The organism is Mesorhizobium sp. P2_D6 (genome assembly GCF_056404315.1).
The window spans coordinates 123579-140126 of sequence record NZ_JBFUEG010000002.1 but is presented as its reverse complement, the minus strand read 5'-3'; the positions used below and the strand labels follow the sequence as shown (position 1 = coordinate 140126).

Sequence of the window (16548 nt, the reverse complement as noted above, 5' to 3'; positions counted from 1 at the left end):
TCATCCTAGGGCGAAGCAAGGAGCGAAGCGACGCGGCGCAGACCCTAGGATGACGAAGCGCAGGGTCTCAAGGAGCGCAAGCAGACTGCGTCATCGCCTCCAGCCGGTAGACCTTGTCATCGGACGCGGTCTTGCCGTCCGCTGCCTTCGAGCACAGGTCGACGATCGCCAGGCTGCTGTTGGGGTTGGCCAGCATCATGGTGCCGTTGGCGCCGCGCTTGAGGTAGATTTCCTTTTGGCTGATGTCGCACGAAGAATTGCTCATCTTCGAACTCGCCGCGCAGCGCCACTGGTCCGCTTCGCCCTGGCAGGAATAGGTCTGCGTGACCTTGGCCCCGTTCTTCCTGGTGGTCACCGAAACGGCGATGTCGGCGCCGTCGGGCCAGTTGGCGACATCGCCGCCTGAGGCGAAGGAGGCAAGCTCGACCGGCCCGCGGAAGACCCGGATCGACTGCGTCACCTGGTCGGGATGAGAGCTCAGGTGCGCGGCATCGTAATCGCGCCCGAAACAGAAAGGCTGGTCCGGCTTCAGCCGCTCGCGCAACGGCGCACCCAGCGCCGGATCGATCGGATCGATCTTGGCGAATTCGGCCTTGCAGGTCGCCGCCGGCATCGGGTCGAGGCGGAAATTGTCGTCCTCTGAGCCCAGCGCCTGGCGGCCATATTCGGCTTCGCCCAGTTCGTCTTCCGATCCGGCGTCGAGATAGAGATCGGACGAGACATCGGTGAGGATCAGGCGGCCTTTGTCATCGAGCTTCAGCGAAGCCATGGTGCGGTCGCAGTCCATGCCGCAGCGGATCGGGCCTGACTTGCCGTCCTCGGACTCGTGATTGCACCAGCCGCCGGCCCATTGCGGCGTCTTGGCGCCACGCACCGTGGTGGTGAGAAAGCCATTGTAGGAGGTGTCCGCATTCGCCGTCGGCTCCTCGTTCGGATGGCTCACCGGATCATGGCCATAGAGGAAGAAAATCCGCGCCACCTTCTGCTTCGGATGCGCCTTGAGATGGGCTGCGTCATAGACACGGCCGAAACAGGCATCGGCGCCACTCGCACTGAGTTCGGGCAATTTAAGCGCATCGTCGGCCACGGCCGAACCCGCAAGTGCGCCGAGCAGCATGGCGCCAAATCCGGCGACGGCGAAATTCTTCCACTTCCTGAATGCCACTGGACCCCCTCCTCGCATCGACAGGACGTAACGTCAATTTATGCTAGTATCATGGCCGCAGCCACGCAATTTGCTATGAGCACCAAGCCGAGGAGGATGCCATGCGCCGACGCGACATTTTCCGTGCCAGCCTTGCCGGCGCCGCCGGCCTGTTCGGGCTGAGCCGGGGGGCCGCCGCCGAGGACAGACCGAAGGTGGCCTATCACCTCAGCGATCTCGACAAGGTCAATTTCGTGCTCGGCAACATCAAGAACCACTATGAAGGCACCGGCGGCAATGTCGACATCGTGCTGGTCGTGCATGGCCCGGCACTGGCCGGCTTCAAGTCGAAAGGCATATCGGCGGCGATTTCGGGACGCTTTGCCGGTCTCGTCCAGCAGGGTCTTGAGCCGCATGCCTGCGGCAACACCATGAAAGGCATGGAGATCACGCTTGCCGACCTGCTCGAGGGCTTCCACGCCGCCGACAAGGGCGGCGTTGTCAAGCTCGCCGAGTTGCAGCGCCAGGGTTACGCTTATCTCAGGCCATAAGCCGCCATGGACTTGAACGCGACGGCAACGAGAGCCTACGAAGGGAGAGCAGACATCCCGGAGGAAAAATGCCCATGACCGCGACCGCTCTTGTCATCCCTGATCTTGCCGGCAAGGCGGTGCTGGTCACCGGCGCCTCGACCGGCATAGGCGCCGCCCTTGCGCTGGCCTATGCCGCGCAAAAAAGCCGCGTCGCGCTGCACTACAATTCGAGCCGCGAGGCCGCCGAAACATTGGCCAGGACCATCCGCGACGGCGGCGGTGAGGTGTTTTTGACCCAGGGCGACTTCTCGCAGGCCGCCGATGTCGAGCGTGTCGTCGAGGAGAGCGCTGAGCATTTCGGCCGGCTCGACGGGCTGGTCAACAATGCCGGCGGCATGCTTGGCCGTGTGCCTTATGCCGAGCAGACCGAGGCGCATTACGACGCGGTGATGGACCTCAACGCCCGGTCGGTGCTGACGGCGTCACGCAAGGCGATGCCATGGCTGAAGAAGCAGGGCGGCTTCATCGTCAACACCTCGTCGATCGCCGCGCGCAATGGCGCTGGCGGCGGCGCCGGGCTCTACGGCTCGGCCAAGGCCTTCGTCTCCAACGTCACCCGCGGCATGGCCAAGGAGCTGATTGGCTTCGGCGTCCGCGTCAACGCAGTGGCGCCGGGCACGATCTTGACGCCATTCCACGAGCGCTATTCCACCGACGAACAGATCAAGGGCATGGTTGCCACCATTCCTCAGGGACGCGCCGGCACGGCCGAAGACTGCGTCGGCGCCTATCTCTTCCTGTCCTCCGACCTCCTGAGTGGCTACATCACCGGCCAGGTGATCGAGGTGAACGGTGGCCAGTTGATGCCTTGAGCCGGCAATTGCATACTGCGTCTCGCAACCCAAGCATGTTGTGCGAAAGTTTCAGCGGTTTGAAAGCAAGGGGAGACGTAAGGCGATGTACGGACTGATCGGCAAGATGCGGGCGGCGCGCGGCCAGCGCGACGCTATCATGGGCGTTTTGCGCGAGAGCACCGGCGCCCTCCCCGGCTGCCTGAGCTATATCATCGCCACCGACCCGGCCGATGCCGACGCGATCTGGGTCACCGAAGTGTGGACCGATCAGGCCAGCCACAAGGCATCGCTGCAACTACCCGAAGTCCAGGCGGCGATCGCCAAGGCGCGGCCTTTCATCTCCGGCTTCGAGTTCCAGATCGAGACCCATCCGGTCGGGGGTTTCGGCCTGCCCGCCGTCAAGAACGAGTGATGTTCGAAAGCAAACGCGGTTTTCGAGTTTTCCTCGGCGGGTTCGCATCATTCTTCTCCAAGTCTAAGACCTGATATGGATTCCTCGCCAGAACAGCCGGCCATTGAACGCATGACGCGCATGCGTCCGCTTCGGCAGTGGCTGGTGTTGCTGATCTTCTCGCTGCTGTTCGCCGGCACGCTGGAATACGCCGCACTGCCCGCCGCCCTGCTGATAGGCCCGATGCTGGCAGCGATCCTTGCCGGCACCAATGGCGCCACCGTGCGCGTGCCGCGCCCGCTGTTCGGCGCCGCCCAGGCCGTCGTCGGCTGCCTTGTCGCGGAGTCGATCTCCGCCGACATCTTTTCGGTCTTCTACAAGGAATGGCCGCTGTTCCTCGTCGTGGTGCTGGCGACCCTTGCGGCGTCCAGCCTGCTCGGCTGGCTGATCAGCCGCTGGCGCATTCTGCCCGGCACCACGGCGGTCTGGGGCTCGTCGCCGGGTGCAGCCACCGCCATGGTTCTGATGGCGGGCGCCTTCGGCGCCGACCAGCGCCTCGTCGCCTTCATGCAGTATCTGCGCGTGATCTTCGTCTCGATGACGGCGGCGCTCGTGGCCAAGATGTGGGTCGACACCTCCGGCGTTGAAATCCCAGCCATTGTCTGGTTCCCGCCGATCGACGCAATGGCTTTTGCCGCCACGCTCGGGGTGGCGCTGGTCGGCGGCCTGCTCGGCCGGCTTTGCCGGCTGCCCTCGCCCTTCTTTCTCGGCACCTTCATCTTCGGGACCATCGTCCATCTCGGCTTTGGCCTGGCGATGCAACTGCCGCCATGGCTGCTGGCGCTCTCCTATGCGATGGTCGGCTGGTCGATCGGACTGAATTTTACACGGGCGATCCTGCGCCATGCGACGCGCGCACTGCCGCAGATCGTCGGTTCGATCGTCGTGCTGATCGCCTTTTGCGGCGGGCTTGCCTGGCTGATCAGCCATGTCCTCGGCATCGATCCGCTGACCGCCTATCTCGCCACCAGCCCCGGCGGCATGGACAGCGTCGCCATCATCGCCGCCGCCGCGCAAAACGTCGACATCTCCTTCGTCATGGCGCTGCAATCGGCCCGCTTCCTGGTCGTGCTCATCGCCGGACCAAGCATCGCGCGGCTGGTGGCGAGAGCCGTCAGGGACTGAGTTACGAATTCAAGTATCCGGGAAGAGGAAATTGCCCATGAACCGTCGCGTGAATGCCGTCGATCTCTCAGGCCATGTCGCCGTCGTGACCGGCGGCGCGCAAGGCATCGGCCTTGCCGTGGCCCGACGCCTGCTGTCGTCGGGCGCCAGCGTTGCCATCTGGGATGTCGACCAGGCTGCGATGAAGAACGCCGTCGCCGAACTCGCCCCGCTCGGTCGGATCGAGGCTTTGCTGTGCGATCAATCGCTGATCGAGGCCGTCGACAGCGCCGCGACGCAAACCGAGCGCTCGCTCGGCCCGGTCGATCTGCTCGTCAACAATGCCGGCATTGCCGGACCGGCGGCCACCGTGGTGGACTATGATCCTGCCGCATGGCGCCAGATCATCGACATCGACCTCAACGGTGTCTTCTACTGCTGCAAACGCCTGGTTCCCGGCATGATCGCGCGCGGCTACGGCCGCATCGTCAACATTGCCTCTGTCGCCGGCAAGGAAGGCAATCCGAATGCCGCCGCCTATTCGGCCGCCAAGGCGGGTGTGCTCGCGCTGACCAAATCGCTCGGCAAGGAGCTTGCCGGCCACGACATCGCCGTCAACGCGCTGACGCCGTCGCCCGCCCGCACCCGCATCCTCGAACAGCTCACCGAGGCCCAGGTGGCCTACATGCTGGGCAAGGTGCCACGCGGGCGGTTTGTCGAAGTCGAAGAGGCGGCCGCGATGATCGCCTTCATGCTCTCGGACGAAAATTCCTTCACCACTGGCGCAACGTTCGACCTGTCGGGCGGACGGGCCACCTACTGAGAAGTAGCGCTAGTCCCTCGCCGTCTTCGTCATCGCCATCGGCGCCGCGAGGGACTACGAGCCGCTCAGCGTCGCGGCAAGCCGGTCGGGGAGGAAATCGACGAAAGCGCGCACCTTCGGCGACAAATGGCGATTTGACGGCCACAGCATCCGGAACTGGCCGCGGCCGTCGACATGGTCGTCCAGCACAGTGCGCAATTGCCCATCGCGCAGAGCCTCGCGGACCAGGAAATCGGGCATCGAGCTGATGCCGAGACCGGCCATGGTCGCGCCCTTCAGCGCCTCGGTGTTGTTGCAGGTCAGCATCGAGCGGACCTGCGGCTCGACACTGCCGCCGATGAACGGCCAACCCTGCAGCTTTCCGGTGTTTGGAAACCGGAAGCGTATGCCGTAATGGTTCACGAGATCGTCCGGTCCGCTCGGGTTGCCGTGCTGCTCGAGGTAGGAAGGTGCCGCGCACAACAGCAGCCGGAAGGGCGCTAGCGGCCGCGCCACCAGGCGCGAATCCGGCAGCTCACCGCTGCGGATTGCGATGTCGACGCCTTCGTCGATAAGGTCGACGATGCGATCGTTGAAATCGATGTCGAGTTCGATTTCGGGATAGCACGCCATGAACTCCGACAGCACCGGCAACAGCAGGTGATAGGTCACGATCGGCGTCGACACGCGCAGCCGCCCATGCGGTGTTTCGCGGGTCCGCGACAGCATCGCCTCGGCATCGTCGATGTCGTCGAGGATGCGCCGTACCCGCTCGTTGAACAGCTTGCCCTCCTCGGTCAGGCCGACACGGCGCGTGCTGCGCTGTAGCAGCCGCACGCCGAGGTCCTGTTCGAGCCTGGCGACGCTCTTGCCGACGGCCGATGCCGAGATGCCAAGCGTTCGGCCGGCGGCGATGAAGCTGCCGAACTCCGCCGTGCGGGCAAAGGCCAGAAGGCCGTTGAGGCGTTCCATCGCATGTCTCCATTCGAGCGTTTCAGTCCGGTATATCTGGAGATTTAATACTATTTTTCTGGGAATGTCGCGGGCCTATCTTGCCGACCGGTGCTGCGCTCCCGACGGCACACCGGCGGATCCTGCTTCAAATAGGAAAAACCATGATTTCGAAGACCACAAACGGCGCAACCGCGCCATGGCTCGTCCTGTTGTCGGTATGCCTTGCCGCCATGACCATGCCCTTGACCTTCACCGGCCCGGCCGTCGCGCTCTCGCGCATCGCAGCCGATCTCGGCGGCAGCCCGATCGCGCTCAACTGGGTGACGAACGCGTTCATGCTGACCTTTGGCGCCACCCTGATGGCGCTGGGCGCGCTCGCCGACAATCATGGCCGCAAGCGCAGCTTCCTCGCCGGACTCGGCCTCTATGTCCTGGCCACGCTGGGCGCGATGCTCGCGCCTGACATCGTCTGGTTCGACACACTTCGGGCCGCGCAAGGGCTCAGCAGTGCGGCCGCCTTCGCTGGCGGCGCCTCCGCACTTGCCCAGGAATTCGAGGGGCAATTGCGGTTGCGCGCCTTTTCCTTCCTCGGCACCAGTTTCGGCATTGGCCTCGCCTTCGGTCCGATCGCCTCCGGCCTCATCATCGAAGCATTCGGCTGGCGGTCGATCTTCGTTCTGGTGGCAGTGCTTGCGATTGCCGCCGCGCTACTGGGTCTGGGCACAATCAAGGAATCACGCGACCCCGATGCGACTGGCCTCGACTGGGCGGGGGCCGGCACTTTCACGATTGCGCTGGCCGCGCTGACCTACGGCGTGCTTCAGGCGCCGCAGAGCGGCTGGACCGATCCGCTCGTCGTCGGGCTGCTTGGCATGGCTGCTCTCTTCTTTGCCGCCTTCGTCATCGTCGAGCGGCGCGTGGGCCGGCCGATGCTCGATCTCTCGCTGTTCCGCTTTCCCCGCTTCGTCGGCGTCCAGTTTCTGGCGGCTGCCCCCGCCTATGGCTTCGTCGTCCTGCTCGTGCTGTTGCCGATCCGCTTCATCGGTATTGAGGGGATGAGCGAGATCGAGGCCGGGCAATTGATGATCTGCCTGTCGGGACCGCTGTTGATCCTGCCTCTGCTTGCCGGCCAGGTGGCGCGCTGGATCGCTCCGGCGACGATCTGCGGCGTCGGCCTGCTGATCGCCGCCGCCGGCCTTGTCTGGCTGAGCCTGACGCCGCCGGTCGCCCTCGCGCTTGTGGCGCCGCTGATGCTGATCGGCATCGGCATCGCTTTGCCCTGGGGGCTGATGGACGGACTTGCCGTCAGCGTCGTGCCGAAGGAGCGCGCCGGCATGGCGGTCGGCATCTTCAACACCACCCGCGTCGCTTGTGAAGGCGTGGCGCTGGCCATCGTCATGGCGGTCCTGTCGGGCTTCACGGCTGCACAACTGCCGGCCCAGGGCGCAACGTCGTCCCTGAGTGCAACCGCTGCCGCCCAGTTGCTGGTGACCGGCAATGTCGGCGAAGCGGCAGCCCGCTTGCCGGGAGCCGGAGCCACGGTCCTGGTCCAGGCCTACGAGACGGCGTTCGACAGGCTGCTGATCGTGCTGGCGGCAATCACCATCGTCACCGCGCTTGTCGTCTTCCTCGGCCTGCGCCGCGGATCGACCGTGGAGCACGAAACCGTTCCTCTGCCGGTATGCCAGGAAGGCTAGCCTTGCGCGGCGTCAGCTGATGACCAGGCTCGCTATGCGGTCGCCGTCCAGCGTGAAGACCATGTCCCCTTCGCCGTTGAAGCCTTCGCCTGTGACGGCGATGCGGACGTGGTAGCTACCATTGGCCTCGGCGATGCGGACAATACGCAGATTGGACTTCACGCCGATATTGTCCGACTGGTTCCAGCGCGCAATCTGCTCGCGGCCATGGAAGGATCGTCCCCAGTCGGTCAGGGATGCGTTGGCGGTAAAGGTGCCAAGAAACGCTTCGGTGTCACCTTCATTGGTGGCCTCGACGAAACGGCGGATGGGCTCGGGTGTGGCCATCAGTCCAATCTATGCATCAGATCGTCATCCAGCCAGCGGCCGAAGAAATAGACCAGCTGCTTGTGCCACCACGGCCAGTCATGGCTGACGTCACCACCCCAATAGTCGACCCAGGCGGGAATGGATTTGTCGCGCAGGATCTGTTCCAGCTTGCGCGTCTCGACCAACATGCGCTCTTCCCAGGCGCCCTGCCCGCAACAGAAGATCATCCTCAGCGCCTTCAGCCGCGCTAGCAGCTTGGGGTCGACGATGCCGGGCAGATAGTCGAGCGGCGAGTTGTAGAAAATGTCGCCTTCCAGCGCCTTGCCGAAGAAGTCGCGCGCCGAATAGACGCCCGACAGCGCGATGACGCCGCTGGCGAGTTCGGGAAAGCGGAAGACGAAATTCGAGGAATGGTAGCCGCCCATCGAGCAGCCGGTGAACAGCGGCTTCAATTTGCGCCCGCCATTGGCTTGCTCGGCGGTCGCCTGAAACTCCGGCAACGCCTCCTCACGGACATAGCGGAAATAGGCCTCGTGGCGGCCGATGCGGTGGGCGGCGTCGGCATGCTTGTTGAAGAAAGATTCCGAATCGATGCCGTCGACCGCAAACAGCTGGATGCGGCCGGTATCGATGAATTCGGCCAGCGCCCCTACCCCGCCGGAATCCTCGAACTGATAGAACCGCCCTTGCGAGGTCGGGAACACGACCACCGGCCGGCCGGCATGGCCGTAGCGCTTGTATTCCATGTCGCGGCCGAGATTGCGGGCAAAGCCCTTGTGATAGGAAATGTCCATCGCGTTTAAGCCTTTTCCGCGTGGATATAGGCGACGGCTTCGCGCAGCGCTCTCTCGTCCTTCGAGCGCATCTGGTAGGCGTAATTTCCCATGGCGCGGCTGAAAACCTTTTCTATCGGCTGATGGTGGACGATCTTGTCGCGATGCGCGGCTAGCACGTCCTCATGGCTGTGCAAATAATGGAGGTGCTGCTTGCGGCTGGCATAGGCGGTGAAATACTTGCCCTCATAGGGTCCGCTGGCGGCATCCTTGACCACCATGTCGGCCCACGCCGCATAGACGTCGATGTCGAAAGTGTAGTTGATCGCATCGGTCATCCAGGCGCCGGGCGGCCGCATATTGACCTCGAGCGCGATGACACGGTCGTCCTTGGTTTCGAACAGCTCGATGTGGAAGAAGCGCTCGCGCACGTCGAACGCTTTCAGGATTTTCCTGCCTGCCTCCTCGACCGCGGGGCTGATTTTGGGAAAACAGGTGTAGCTCATGTGGCGATCCTTGTTGACCACTTCCATGACGCTCTGGTCGTAGCGGTGGCTGGCGGCAAGCACCACCTCACCGTCGCGGTTGACCAGCCCGTCGAAGGTGACCACCAGGCCCTCGATGAACTGTTCCATGACGAAGGTCACGTCCTCGGGCTTGTCCCGGAAAAACTGGTCGAGTTCTTTGGCGTTGGAAATCTTGAAGGTGTTCGAGGCGCCGGAACCGGAATCGGGCTTCACCACCACGGGATAGCCGACGCGACGGATGAAGGTCATGGCGCCTGCCCGGTCGGAGCATTTGCGCTGCGCAATGGTATCGACGCCGCTCTTGCGGAAGAAGGCGCGCATGCGGCTCTTGCGCTTCAGATTCTTCACGAAATCGAGCTTGGTGCCGTAGATGTTGAAGTCAGTGCGGATGTTGGCCTCGAGCTCCAGCCAGTGCTCGTTGAGCGACTCGAAGCGGTCGATGCGGCCCCACTTGTGGATGAAATGGCCCATCGCCCGGAACACCGGATCGTAGTCCTCCATGTCGGCAATGCGGTAATATTCCGAAAGTGCCGCCTTCAGCTTGCCGTCCAGCGCATCGAAAGGCGCATCGCCGACGCCCAGCACCGTGGCGCCGGCCTTCTTCAGCCGGTCGCAGAAATCGGCGCCGTTGGTGGGAAAATGCGGCGAGAAGAATACAAAATTCATGGGCGACCTCCCCCGGCATCGCGACCTCGTCCAAGCATGTCGCCCGGACTGCGAAGCAACGACGACACGCACAGAAACAACACCAAGTCTGGCGTATTTGCCGCGCGCGGGGAAGAGGCCTGGAATGGGCGCAAATGCGCCTACTTGCCTCTCCATGGCCGCTCCTGTATGAAAACCGCCATGAACACGCGCGCCTCCTCCGTCGCTTCCCGTCCGACCGGCTTTACCGGCGAGACCGTTCGCGCGCTGGCATCGACCCTGCTTCTTCTCGGCCTTATCGGCGATCGCCGGGTTCGCTGAAGGAGCGCCCGGCGGTCGAACCGCCGCTTACGCGCACGCTCCTTGGCCAGTTTCAAAATTGGCAATTCACATCAAGCGAACGAAAATCTGGTAAGGCGCAGCTCGCTCTCAATCCGTCCGAAGACCGATCCGTGAGCCGCCGGGAGAACAAGACGATGAACGCACGAGAAGAGATACGATCCGGCGAAGCCGAAAGCGTAAAAAGCGCGGCCGGCCACATGCCGGGCGCCGCCCGCAAATACCAGCCCTATCCGACAGTCGGCCTCACCGACCGCACCTGGCCCAACAAGGTCATCGACAAGGCGCCGGTCTGGTGCTCGGTTGATTTGCGCGACGGCAACCAGGCGCTTATCGACCCGATGGGCCATGAGCGCAAGGCGCGCATGTTCGGCCTGCTGCTCGACATGGGCTTCAAGGAGATCGAGATCGGTTTCCCCTCGGCCTCGCAGACCGACTTCGATTTCGCCCGCTGGTGCATTGAGCAAGGCAATGTGCCGGCCGATGTCTCGCTGCAGGTGCTGGTACAGTGCCGGCCCGAACTCATCACCCGCACCTTCGAGGCGCTGAAGGGCGCCACCAACCCGATCGTGCATTTCTACAATTCGACCAGCGAGTTGCAGCGCCGCGTCGTCTTCGAGAAAGACGTCGGCGGCATCAAGCGCATCGCCACCGATGCGGCCAAGATGATCACCGACATGGCGGCGAAGGCCGGCGGCGGTTACCGCTTCGAATATTCGCCGGAGAGCTTTACCGGCACCGAACTCGAAGTCGCGCTGGAGATCTGCAACGCAGTCACCGAGATCGTGAGGCCGACGCCCGACAACAAGCTGATCATCAACCTTCCGTCGACGGTCGAAATGTCGACGCCCAACATCTATGCCGACCGCATCGAATGGATGTGCCGCAACCTCGACAACCGCGAGAACCTGTTGATCTCGCTGCATCCCCACAACGACCGCGGCACCGGCATCGCCACCACTGAGCTCGGCCTGATGGCGGGTGCCGACCGCGTCGAAGGCACGCTGTTCGGCAATGGCGAACGCACCGGCAATGTCGACATCGTCACCCTGGCGCTCAACATGTACACCCAAGGCGTCGATCCCCATCTGGATTGCTCCGACATCAACCGGATGAAGGACGTCTACGAATATTCCAACCAGCTGAAGATCCCCGAGCGCCACCCTTACGTCGGCGAACTCGTCTACACCGCCTTTTCCGGCTCGCACCAGGACGCCATCAACAAGGGTATGAAGGCGCTGAAGAAGGCCAATACGCCGGTATGGGAAGTGCCCTATCTGCCGATCGATCCGGCCGATGTCGGGCGCAGCTACGAGGCTATCATCCGCATCAACTCGCAGTCCGGCAAAGGCGGCATCGCCTACGTGCTGCAGGCCGATTACGGCCTCAACCTGCCGCGCAATCTGCAGATCGAGTTCAGCCAGGAAATCCAGGCGATCACCGACGCGGAAGGCAAGGAGGTGCCGGCCAAGCGCATTCATGACCGCTTCCTCGAGACCTATATCGACCAGCCCGTCGCGCGGCTCAAATTCCTCGACCATCACACCTATCCCTACACCGAGAAAAAGGGCCGGCGGGTGGTCGAGGCGGTGATCCTCGACAACGGCAAGGAGACGACCATCACCGGCTCCGGCACCGGTCCGATCGACGGCTTCGTCGATGCGCTGTCGCGCCATGTCGGCGTCGACATGTCGGTGCTCGATTATTCCGAGCATTCGCTCCAGCGCGGCTCGAACGCCTCGGCGATCTCCTATGTCGAGATGGAATATCCCGGCGGCAAGCTGTTCGGCGCCGGCATCAACACCAACATCGTTGCCGCCTCGCTGGAAGCCGTGGTTTCGGCCGCCAACCGCATCATCAGCCGCAAGGTCAGCTGATATTCTCCCGGGCGCCGATGTCAGCGGCGCCCGGTAATCCCCCATTTGCCAGGGTAAATTCCGATTTTTTCGTGTTAACCATCGGTAATTATCTGGTGCGGTACGCGATCGCATAACATAAGCAAGCTTGTATGGAAGTGCAGGCGCTATATGATTGCGCCTCAACCTGTGCCGACTTCGAGAGGATCGACACTTGCAGCATGCCACGCCTGCCGCCCCCGCAGTGCGCGAGACACTGGAACGACTACTCGCCAGCGAAACGTTCGGACGTTCCGAGCGCGCACGCAAGTTGCTGCGCTATCTTGTTGAGCGCGAGCAGGCCGGCGAAGCCGACAGGCTCAAGGGTTTTTCCATCGCCATGGACGTCTTCGGCAAGGACGGCGATTTCGATTCGTCGACCGACGCCGTGGTCCGGGTGCAGGCCGGCCGGCTGCGCGAACTTCTCCAGCATTATTTCGCCAATGAGGGCGTAGCCGAACCGGTCCGCATCGCCATTCCGCGCGGCGGCTATGTGCCGTCATATGAACTCAACGCCATTCGCCTGCCGGTTGGGCAGGAGCCGGTGGCGCTGGCGCAGGCGGTAGCCGCCCTGCCGGGATCGCCTGACCAGGCGGCTCCTGCCGCGCTCCCCACGACAGCTTCGGCGATTACAGAACCTGGGCCTTCGCTGGCCCGCCATCTCCAGTTCTTCTGGATCGCCTTGACGCTGGTCATCCTCATGCTGGGCGTGCTCATCCTGCGCCAGGGCAGCGGCGCACTGCTTGCCAGCAGCGATCCGGGGGCGGTGGTCGAGACCACAGGCGTAACGAGCAGCATCGCATCGCCGACGATGGAGGCTCTGCCCCTCGTCTACATCGCCGTGAAGGCCACCGGCCCCGAGGCAGGCCGCGTCTCCGCCTCGCTGCGCGCCGGTCTTGCCGGTTTCGACACAATCGACTTCATCGGCCGTGACGCCGACAGCAAGCGCGACCCGAGCACCGACCCGACCAGCTTCGTTTTCGATGTCCTGCCGGGACCAATGGCAGGTGACGTGACGCTCGAGCTGCAGAGTGTGGCGACCGGCCGCGTGCTTTTGTCCCGCAATCTGACGGTCGCCGACAGTGCGCCTGGTACCGTCGAGGATCGTATCGCCGCCATCCTCAGCTCGACCATTCCCGCCGCCGGCCCGCTCTACAGCTACATCGAACAGAACGGCATTCAGACCGGGCTGACGAGGTGCCTGATCCTCAACGACAGATATTATCTCGACCAGAGCACCAAGACCCACGAGGCCGCCTATCGTTGTCTGGAAAACCTTGCCAGCCAAGGCGCAAAATCGTCGCTCGTTTATTCGGAACTGGCATCGCTCCATCTCGAGGCCGCGACCGATCACTACGCCTATCCGCCCGACGCGACGGTCGAACAAGCGATGTCTTTTGCCCATCGCGCCATTCAGATGGGGCCGACCAGCCCCTATGCGCATCGAGCCTACGGCTACCTTTACTCACGCCTCGGCAACCCCGAGGAGGCGATCCGCTGGATGCGCAAGGCTTATCAGCTCAACCCCTACGACCTCAGCATGGCTGCCGCCTACGGCTATGGCCTGATCTTCGCCGGCAAATATGCCGAGGGAACACCGATCCTGACCCGTGCCGTCGAGACGTTCAGCGGCCACCCGACTTGGTGGGATTACGGGCTCTTCGCCGGGCAGTTCATGCTGGGCGATATGAACAAGGCCGCGATCGCCAGCGAGTCGCTGCGCACGACGGCGATGAAATCGCATTATCTGGCGGCGCGGCTGATCGGCGCCAAGGCTGCCGGCCGCGAGCAGCTGGCGGCCAAGCTTCTGGATGAGCTGACCACCAAATTCCCGAGATTCGCCGCTGACCCGCGTGCGGCCTTCGCCGAGCGGAAATATCCCGCCGATCTGACCGAGCGGCTGGTCGAGGCGTTGCGCGCCGCGGGCCTCGGTAACGCCAGCTAGTATCTTTCCGGATCGCGAAAATTTTACTGGCCATCGGTCTGGACTGGGAGCAATCCAGCCCAACTCGAAATTTCCTGTCCTATCTTGCAATAATCATACATTTTTCATGGTCTCATCCCTCTATGTTGCCGAGCGGGGCGCCGGGCCGAAGACGGTCGTCCTGCTGCATGGCTTCGGCGGTTGCCATGACATCTGGCGCGAGGTGACCGCGACGCTGGCGCCCGGGATCAGAACACTGGCCTACGATCTTCCGGGACACGGACTGTCGCTCGATTTCCCCGGCAGCGGTCCGGCCAGGACAGCGGCGCGAGCAGTTCTCGCGGATCTCGCCGCACGCGGCATAGCACGGGTGCATGTCGCCGGTCATTCGATGGGCGGTGCGGTAGCCACCCCGATGGCATTGGCCGAACCCGAAACAATAGCCTCGCTGACGCTTCTGGCGCCGGGCGGTTTTGGCCCGGAGATCAATGGGCCGCTGTTGCGTCGCTACGCCGCGGCGGCCGACAGACGCGAAATCCGCACCAGCCTTGCCGCCATGTCGGGACCGCAAAGCCCGCCGCCCGAACGCATCGTTGGCGTGCTGGCGGAAGTACGCCGTCGCCCCGGCCAGTTGCGCAAGCTGATCGAGATCGCAACCGTCATGACCAGGGATGAGCGGCAGGGCGTCATTCCCCGCGAACAGCTGGACACGCTCGACATGCCGGTGATGGTGGTTTGGGGAACGGACGATCCGGTCCTGCCCTATACCCAGGCTGACGGCCTGCCGACGCATTTTCACATCCATCACGTCCTCGATGCCGGCCATATGCTGGTCGAGGAGGCGCCAGGCGTGGTCGCCCAGGCCGTGCGCCGGAACATGGACCGGCGCGGCAGGCGTCCGACATTCGACGCCGCAGCGAGCTGAACTCACCGTCTTCCGGCATCTCGCCAGTGCATTTTGCAAATGGCTGTGTTAACTCGCTATTAACCATATATTAGCGAGGGATGATGAAGGACTCAGACGAGCAATTCACCTCTTTAACCCCGTCGCGCAAACTGTCCGATGCCGTTCGCGACGTGAAGAACGCCTTCGCCGATCGCGACGATGTCGTGGTCGACATGCGCGAGGCTCACCGGATGCGGCTTGATCTTCTTGCCGCCGAACTCGCCCCGGTCTTTGCCGACGTGCCCGCCGACATGGACAATTTCGACTTCGTCATCTCGTCGGGCCTGCAGCCGCGGCTGTGGATCGACGCCGTCAGCCATGTCGCCATGGGACGCGACCGCCGCACCTACCGTTTCCTCAGGGATACCCGCATCGGCCGCGTGGTACTTGCCGAATCGACCGACATGAAACCGGTTGCCGATCAGGTCACGCGCTATGTGGCGGAGCGCATCGTCGAGCGCCAGCGCATGATGGAGGGTGGCGTCGAGCCCGCCGTGGCCGGCCTGAACCGCGCCACCGTGCGGGAGGCCGAACCACCCTTGCAAGCAACCGCGCCCGGCAGGCGCTGGTCGACCTTCCTGTCCGGCCTCGGCCTGATCGCCGCCGGCGCGCTGGTGGGGCTGGCTGTGTCGGCGGTGCTGTTTTGGGATCGCATCCTGGCGATGAAGATCAGCTTCTGACCAGTGGTTTAGATGCCTCGGCATCCACGCCAAGTTCCATCACCTGGAGGTCGGATGGCGGTATGGCCGGCCCGGTCAGGCCGCGACGCGTCAGCCGGATCCGCCAGTTGCCCTTTTCGCCGTCGATGTCGAGCAGATTGTACTGTGCCGCCGGGTTCTTGCCGCCGGGCGACTGCCCGGCAGCGGCGACGCCGACAACCGGAATCCTGGTGCCGCGTCCGCCAATGAAGAACAGCGACGGCAGGTGCGAATGGCCGTGCAGCACAAGCTCGGCGCCGTGCCGGTGAACGGTCTTGTGGAAACGGGATATGCCAAACAGGCGCTTTTGCTGGGTGACGGCGCCGCGCACCGGCGGATGATGGATCATGATCACCCGCAACAGGCCGCGTTTGGCAGTGGCGTCGAGCATCGAGGCCAACCTTTGCGCCTGACCTTCGAGGAAGAAGCCGTTGGCCATGAACGGCGCCGTGGCGCGCGCCGTCGAGACGCCGATCAGCGCGACGTTGCCGCGCACGCGCAGATAGGGAAAAGTGTTGCGGTCGATTGGTGTGGTGACGCCGTCGCCGCTCATCCACGCCGCCCAGGAGCGGCAGACCTTGTCGAAGGCGCCCGGCACATAGGCGTCGTGATTGCCCGGCACTACCGAGACATCCTCCGGAGGGCCTAGCGTCTCCAGCCAGTGCTTTGCCATTTCGATCTCGCCATCCAGCGCCAGATTGACCAGATCGCCAGTGACGGCGAGGTGGTCGGGACCGCTCGCCTTCATGTCGGCGACGATGGTGTCGATGACGGCATCGTGCATATGGCGGCGGCGGTTGCGCTGCCAGTTGACATAGCCGACCACGCGCTTGGACGCGAGTTCGCGATAGGTTACACCGGGAAGCGGCCCCAGATGGACATCGGAAATATGCGCGAGCCTGAACATCCTTCCTTCATAGGCGACGCGCCCCCCGCTTTCCACTCACTGTTTC

Annotated in this window: 16 protein-coding genes; 10 read left to right on the top strand and 6 right to left on the bottom strand. The window is 63.6% G+C overall.

Going from position 1 to position 16548, the window contains the following annotated elements; translation table 11 throughout:
* Positions 1-67: 67 nt before the first annotated feature.
* Entirely contained in the window at positions 68-1117 is a 1050-nt protein-coding gene (locus tag AC1D1L_RS03785) for a hypothetical protein (protein ID WP_477339741.1), read from the bottom strand.
* A 149-nt stretch (positions 1118-1266) separates the two neighbouring features.
* Between AC1D1L_RS03785 and AC1D1L_RS03780 the strand changes: the two genes are divergently transcribed.
* From AC1D1L_RS03780 to AC1D1L_RS03760, 5 genes are all read left to right on the top strand, one after another.
* Positions 1267-1695, top strand: a complete 429-nt coding sequence (locus AC1D1L_RS03780) for a DsrE family protein (RefSeq protein ID WP_477338939.1) — start codon at positions 1267-1269, stop codon at positions 1693-1695.
* 68 nt (positions 1696-1763) lie between these two features.
* The gene (locus tag AC1D1L_RS03775; protein WP_477338937.1) at positions 1764-2549 is read left to right on the top strand and encodes an SDR family NAD(P)-dependent oxidoreductase; all 786 of its coding nucleotides are present in this window, start codon (positions 1764-1766) and stop codon (positions 2547-2549) included.
* Positions 2550-2634: 85 nt separating this feature from the next.
* Positions 2635-2943, top strand: coding sequence for a putative quinol monooxygenase (locus AC1D1L_RS03770; RefSeq protein WP_112561138.1), 309 nt, complete (start codon positions 2635-2637; stop codon positions 2941-2943).
* 75 nt (positions 2944-3018) lie between these two features.
* Complete coding sequence (locus tag AC1D1L_RS03765) at positions 3019-4107, top strand: AbrB family transcriptional regulator (RefSeq protein WP_477338935.1); 1089 nt, start codon at positions 3019-3021, stop codon at positions 4105-4107.
* A 49-nt stretch (positions 4108-4156) separates the two neighbouring features.
* Positions 4157-4909 (top strand): SDR family NAD(P)-dependent oxidoreductase, encoded by a 753-nt coding sequence (locus tag AC1D1L_RS03760; RefSeq protein WP_477339739.1) that lies wholly within the window; start codon positions 4157-4159, stop codon positions 4907-4909.
* A gap of 54 nt (positions 4910-4963) precedes the next feature.
* Here the strand turns inward: AC1D1L_RS03760 and AC1D1L_RS03755 are convergent, their stop codons facing one another.
* Entirely contained in the window at positions 4964-5860 is an 897-nt protein-coding gene (locus tag AC1D1L_RS03755; RefSeq protein ID WP_477338933.1) for a LysR family transcriptional regulator, read from the bottom strand.
* 143 nt (positions 5861-6003) lie between these two features.
* On the opposite strand from AC1D1L_RS03755, the gene AC1D1L_RS03750 reads away from it, so the two are divergent.
* Positions 6004-7539, top strand: a complete 1536-nt coding sequence (locus tag AC1D1L_RS03750; protein ID WP_477338931.1) for an MFS transporter — start codon at positions 6004-6006, stop codon at positions 7537-7539.
* A gap of 12 nt (positions 7540-7551) precedes the next feature.
* On the opposite strand, the gene AC1D1L_RS03745 is transcribed toward AC1D1L_RS03750, so the two are convergent.
* Genes AC1D1L_RS03745 through AC1D1L_RS03735 form a run of 3 tightly spaced genes read right to left on the bottom strand, consistent with a single transcriptional unit; the run spans position 7552 to position 9814 of the window.
* Complete coding sequence (locus AC1D1L_RS03745; protein WP_477338929.1) at positions 7552-7866, bottom strand: nuclear transport factor 2 family protein; 315 nt, start codon at positions 7864-7866, stop codon at positions 7552-7554.
* Complete coding sequence (locus AC1D1L_RS03740; protein WP_477338927.1) at positions 7866-8642, bottom strand: esterase family protein; 777 nt, start codon at positions 8640-8642, stop codon at positions 7866-7868. The genes AC1D1L_RS03745 and AC1D1L_RS03740 overlap by 1 nt, the downstream gene beginning before the upstream one ends.
* A gap of 5 nt (positions 8643-8647) precedes the next feature.
* Positions 8648-9814, bottom strand: coding sequence for an ATP-grasp domain-containing protein (locus AC1D1L_RS03735; RefSeq protein ID WP_477338925.1), 1167 nt, complete (start codon positions 9812-9814; stop codon positions 8648-8650).
* A 518-nt stretch (positions 9815-10332) separates the two neighbouring features.
* Between AC1D1L_RS03735 and leuA the strand changes: the two genes are divergently transcribed.
* From leuA to AC1D1L_RS03715, 4 genes are all read left to right on the top strand, one after another.
* Positions 10333-12009: a 2-isopropylmalate synthase gene (gene leuA, locus AC1D1L_RS03730; RefSeq protein ID WP_477339737.1), complete on the top strand. Its 1677-nt coding sequence runs from the start codon at positions 10333-10335 to the stop codon at positions 12007-12009.
* A 193-nt stretch (positions 12010-12202) separates the two neighbouring features.
* Positions 12203-13972, top strand: coding sequence for a tetratricopeptide repeat protein (locus AC1D1L_RS03725; RefSeq protein ID WP_477338923.1), 1770 nt, complete (start codon positions 12203-12205; stop codon positions 13970-13972).
* Positions 13973-14078: 106 nt separating this feature from the next.
* Positions 14079-14876: an alpha/beta fold hydrolase gene (locus AC1D1L_RS03720; protein ID WP_477338921.1), complete on the top strand. Its 798-nt coding sequence runs from the start codon at positions 14079-14081 to the stop codon at positions 14874-14876.
* An 83-nt stretch (positions 14877-14959) separates the two neighbouring features.
* Positions 14960-15577: a hypothetical protein gene (locus AC1D1L_RS03715; RefSeq protein WP_477338919.1), complete on the top strand. Its 618-nt coding sequence runs from the start codon at positions 14960-14962 to the stop codon at positions 15575-15577.
* On the opposite strand, the gene AC1D1L_RS03710 is transcribed toward AC1D1L_RS03715, so the two are convergent.
* Positions 15567-16502 (bottom strand): metallophosphoesterase family protein, encoded by a 936-nt coding sequence (locus AC1D1L_RS03710; RefSeq protein ID WP_352588569.1) that lies wholly within the window; start codon positions 16500-16502, stop codon positions 15567-15569. The two genes, AC1D1L_RS03715 and AC1D1L_RS03710, sit on opposite strands and share 11 nt — an antisense overlap.
* Between the last annotated feature and the right edge of the window lie 46 nt (positions 16503-16548).